The following is a 4,633-nucleotide window of genomic DNA, read 5'->3' on the forward strand; positions in this document are numbered from 1 at the left end:
TCCGGGTAAGGTCAGTGATGCCGGAGTCACTGCAAAGGACAATCGCATGTTTCTGGAAGCGGTGTTCTGGCGGGTGCGCACCGGGTCGCCGTGGCGCGATCTGCCGCCTGCCCTTGGTCACTGGAACAGCCAGTTCCGGCGGTTTCGCCGGTGGGCCAGGGCCGGAGTATTCGAGAGAGATGGCTCGGTTTGTTTGAACAGGTTCCGTGGGTTCCTTAAGTGGATTTCCGCCTTGGTTACGCTGCCACCAATACCGGTGTCAGCGGGTTGAAGTAAGCCTGATCCGGGGTTTTGCCGTCAAGCGATGAATGTGGGCGTCGCCCGTTGTAGAAGCCGATGTAGCGCCCGATCGATGCGCGTGCCTCCGGGACGTTGGCATAGGCGTGCAGGTAGACCTCCTCATATTTGATGGTTCTCCATAGCCGCTCGACGAAGACGTTGTCGCGCCAAGCCCCTTTTCCGTCCATGCTGATCTTGATCTCCCGGCTCGCCAGCACCTTGATGAACTCGGTCGAGGTGAACTGGCTGCCCTGGACGCCCTTCTAAGTGTCAAGCAGCGATTTGAGCTTGATTGATCTGCCTGTGGCGACGCGCGATGATGTTGAAGACCTCTCGTGCGATATAGCGTTTGACGCAGCGGATTGCCTCGAGCTTGGAATGGCCTTCTGCTGTGCGTCGGGCGACGTATTCCTTCGTCCTCGGGTCCAGCCGCAGCCGTCCGATTGCGATGATATGGAGCGCGCTGTTGGCTGCGCGATCACCACCTCGGTTCAATCGATGTCGTGTCGTTTTGCCTGATGAAGCAGGAACCGGGCTGATGCCGCACAAAGCCGCGAAGCTGGCTTCGGATTTGAGCCTGCCAGGATTGTCGCCTGCGGTCAGCAACAACTGAGCCGCACTATTAAACCCGACCCCGATCCATGCGATCAGGTCTGGTGCAAGGTCTGTGACGATTGCTTCGATCATGTCGTCCAGATCGGCGACCTCATCGTGCAGTTCAAGATATCGGCGTGCCAGAGACTTGAGCGCAATCCGGTAAGCTTCTTCAATGTCTCTATAGCAAGTTAGATCTGGCCGCCAAGCTGCCAAGGTCCTGATCAGTTGCATGCGGGTCATGTTGCGCAAGAGATCACGTGGACGGTCAGGCGCGCAAACTATTGTGGTCTGGATTATCTGCAATGCAACCCGCTTGGCTTGAACAGCCGTTTTGCGGCAAACCTTTAATATGCGCAGGGATTTCACCATCCCGTCCCGACTACGCGGGGTCACCGTGCGTCGCTCTGCGAAGGCCGCCTGGGCAGCACTTTGCGCATCGAAGTCATCGTTCTTACCACGCCATCTGCGGCCATGCTTGTCCGGTGCAGTCACTTCCAGAACGTCCACACCAGCGACCTGCATGTACTTCAAGAGACTGGCGCCATAGCTCCCGGTGCATTCAACGCCGATCCGCTGCAGGTCACCGAATGACCGCATCCATGTCAGCATCAGCTTGTAACCCTGCCGCGTGCTGGCAAAGCTTTGCGTTCCTAGCACCTGATCGTTGTCGTCAACGATGGCGGCTACGTGCAGGTCCTTGTGTGTATCAACCCCACCAACGACTGGGGTGGTTTGTTTGGATTTGGTCATAAGATCATCCTTTCCTGCATGGTCAGACTTGCTTCGTCAGAAAGAATGCACGGACAGGACAGTCATGAGACCAAACGGTCAGGCCCTTCTTGGGTCACGCGGCATCTTCGAGACAAAGTCTCACCGCAAGGCGTTCCCGGGCGGTCGACAGGTCCAGGGAAAGATGGAGTGGTTGCCGCTCTCCCCAGACGGCATCGCAATGTGCCAAGGTAGTGGTGTTCAACGCCACGCAAAGAGGAGGACGGCGAGATGAAGGATATGATGATCGGGGTCGACCTGGCAAAGAATGTTTTTCAGGTTCATGGTGCCATTCGAACAGGGGAGGTTCAGTTCCGTAAGAAACTCACGCGCAAACAATTCTCCGAGTTTATGGCGCGGCAACCATCCAGCATGGTCATCTTTGAGGCATGCGGTGGTGCGCATTACTGGGCGCGTGTGATGGAAGAGTTTGGCCATGAAGTAAAGTTGATCGCCCCGCAATACGTGCGCCCGTTCGTCAAGTGTCAGAAAAATGATGCTGCCGATGCCGAGGCGATCGTCATTGCAGCCCGCCAGCCTGAGATGCGTTTTGTTGATCCCAAGACAGTTGAGCAGCAGTCCCACGCGGCGGTCTTCCGTGCCCGAGAACGCTTGGTGCATCAGCGGACAGCGGATACGAACGCTTTACGTGCGCTGCTGTATGAGCACGGCCATGTGTTTCCCATAAACTGCGCAAACGGTTGGATTTAGCGCGGGATGCAGAGCAAGCGGTGGACGACGTGCCTGGGCTGATCGTAGCAAGCTGGCTAGAGGTCAATTCAGGGCTGTGACTGTTCTGTGTGGTGCCCCTGCACGCACCACTTGATCAAGATAATTCATATAGATTAGGGGTTTATTGAAGTATATTTGTTGGAATCTGTACCGTTGCCTCTAAACTCTTTTACGGTCTTGGTTTTGTAATATCTGAAGCGCACCATGTTTCGGCTGTAACAACGACAGCCCCACCGCCTAGGCAGGGGTAGTGGATTATAGACTTTTGTAGGTTCCAGACCAAATTGGCGAAGGTCGCAGTCCGAAGCGGTACTTCTTTAGGTGGTTTAGCACACAGGATTTTGTTTCAGGACCGCGAGTTCTTATCCAAGTATTTACTGCCAATTATATGATGGATCACATCACCTGCAGCCTCAGCGCAATCTTCATGCCAGTATGTTCCGCTCTTGGCGTGACGAAGGACATCCTCATCTCTAGAAAAGCACCAATCGCAGGTGTGTTCGCCAATGGTTTCCTCTAATTTCATTTTGGTCATAGCTGTCTTTTTCTCCATCGTTTCTGTGAGGGGGAGGATCAGCCGTTGGGACAAGTTAGGGAACAATTAACGGCTGACCCTCTGGGGAATTGACCTCTGCAGCAAGCCCAGAACCCCGACTCAGAGAATACCCCGACGAGCACAACTCAATTTGACATCCATCAACTGCACAGCGCATAGGCAGATCACAAAACCTAACCAACGGCCGGGCTGATCTATCCTGCGCGATGGCCAACCGGCCGAGCCAGCGCCTTCGACACCCTGATCGCCGCCTCGGCACCGCACTGGAAGCCGACCGCCCACTCGGCGCCCTCTCCGGCTGGGTCGAACCGTAAGCCCCCTCCAATACTTTTCACCGAACATCTCAACCTTCTTGTTCCTGAAGGAACTGTTGGGCCTTTCGAAAATACCCGGATCGCTTGAACTGCCAGAGGGTCACTAGAGAATCTATCAGGATGCCGCCCCCAAATAGCAATGCGATTTGCTCAAGGTTGGGCACAAACAATCCAGTACGATAAGCGACGAAAGCGGAACCGTAGTAAAAAATACTGACAAACAAGGACTGGTAGAGCATTAGGTCCGTCCGACCTACACCGTAGAAATAGCTGTCGAGCATGTGGTTGAAGGCAAATACAATATAAAACCCAAGCATTAGAAGGGCCAGCGAGTAAACTCTTTCTGCTTCGGGCGCTCCCATTGCCGTAGCGATGAACCATGTCCAGCCAGGTATCGTCACGATCCACACTAAAGTGATGATCGCTGTCAACCAAAGGTAGCCCTTGAAGCGTGCCCCCAGCTGCCCGTCATGATTGCCCGCATCCTGTCGAACCAGTGTCCCAAGCGTCAAAATTGGCAACAGCAACCAGCCCCAGATAAAGCCGTTTGTGACCCAGAATAGTCCGGCTTCCTTCACCTCGTTCATCAGGCGAAGGATCATGAGTGAAAAAGCGAGGTTTCTTACACCGGATTCAAGGCCAGAACGCAGGGCGATGCGAAACCAGTTCCTCATCCATGCGAGGCTGGGACTTACACCGATCTTTCCGATCACACCAAGCCGATGCAGGATCAGCGCAGAGGGGAAAAACAAGAGCATGCCCACCACAATATTGGTCAAGGCAACCCCGGTCACCTCAAGGTTCAATGACCACGAGAACTGTCCCACAAAAAACGCATCCAGAAGGATCGTCGCGCAGGCCCGGACGACCACCAACAAAAGAACCAACCTGTACGAACCAAGGGCCACAATCACGACGATACAAATATCGTTCAGCGTGCCGATCATGATCGCAATCGACTCGAGGCGAATGAACCGTGCCGTCAACGATTGGAGTTCGACTTGTTGCGCCATGGCGGCCGTAAGCCCGTCCGCCCCCACCAATATGATCAGCGTCAACACCGCATAGGCAACAAAGGTGACAGAAAAGGCGCGGCTTACACGGTCACGCAGCGCAGGAAGGTCTCGGATTACCTGTCCGAACACGAAGTAGAGTGGCAGGAGAAGAGCCTCTTGCAGGACCTCATAGGAAAGATGAAGCCAGACTGATTGAGCGGCGATGCTGACATTCCATGTGTCAGGGATCGAGTTGAGGAAATAGATTCTGATAGTCGAGTAAACCGCAGGGAAAAGTGCGATCAGAAAGATTGTCAACGGCAGAGTAAAAGTGAGCCAAAGGGCAGTGCAAAATGTTGCCACTTTGGGGTTGGGATAATCAGCGTATAGAC

At 54.4% G+C, this 4,633-nt stretch carries 2 protein-coding genes and 4 pseudogenes; 3 read left to right on the forward strand and 3 right to left on the reverse strand.

Annotation, left to right across the window (positions count from 1 at the left end; genetic code table 11):
- Nucleotides 1–175, forward strand: a pseudogene (locus ACEN2J_RS20420) (transposase); the annotation flags it as partial.
- A gap of 61 nt (nt 176–236) precedes the next feature.
- On the opposite strand, the pseudogene ACEN2J_RS20425 reads toward ACEN2J_RS20420, so the two are convergent.
- A pseudogene (locus ACEN2J_RS20425) lies at nt 237–533 on the reverse strand (transposase); the annotation flags it as partial.
- Between the two features lie 16 nt (nt 534–549).
- Complete coding sequence (locus tag ACEN2J_RS20430) at nt 550–1,626, reverse strand: IS110 family transposase (protein ID WP_442108548.1); 1,077 nt, start codon at nt 1,624–1,626, stop codon at nt 550–552.
- Nucleotides 1,627–1,875: 249 nt separating this feature from the next.
- On the opposite strand from ACEN2J_RS20430, the pseudogene ACEN2J_RS20435 reads away from it, so the two are divergent.
- Together ACEN2J_RS20435 and ACEN2J_RS20440 are read left to right on the forward strand one after the other, a co-directional pair.
- Nucleotides 1,876–2,328, forward strand: a pseudogene (locus ACEN2J_RS20435) (IS110 family transposase); the annotation flags it as partial.
- Nucleotides 2,329–2,330: 2 nt separating this feature from the next.
- Nucleotides 2,331–2,435, forward strand: a pseudogene (locus tag ACEN2J_RS20440) (DUF6441 family protein); the annotation flags it as partial.
- A gap of 840 nt (nt 2,436–3,275) precedes the next feature.
- Here the strand turns inward: ACEN2J_RS20440 and ACEN2J_RS20445 are convergent.
- The coding region (locus ACEN2J_RS20445) for an MATE family Na+-driven efflux transporter (RefSeq protein ID WP_442108550.1) at nt 3,276–4,633 on the reverse strand (1,358 nt) is incomplete at its 5' end.

This window comes from Pseudorhodobacter sp. W20_MBD10_FR17 (assembly GCF_052119765.1).
Classification (GTDB): Bacteria; Pseudomonadota; Alphaproteobacteria; order Rhodobacterales; family Rhodobacteraceae; genus Pseudorhodobacter.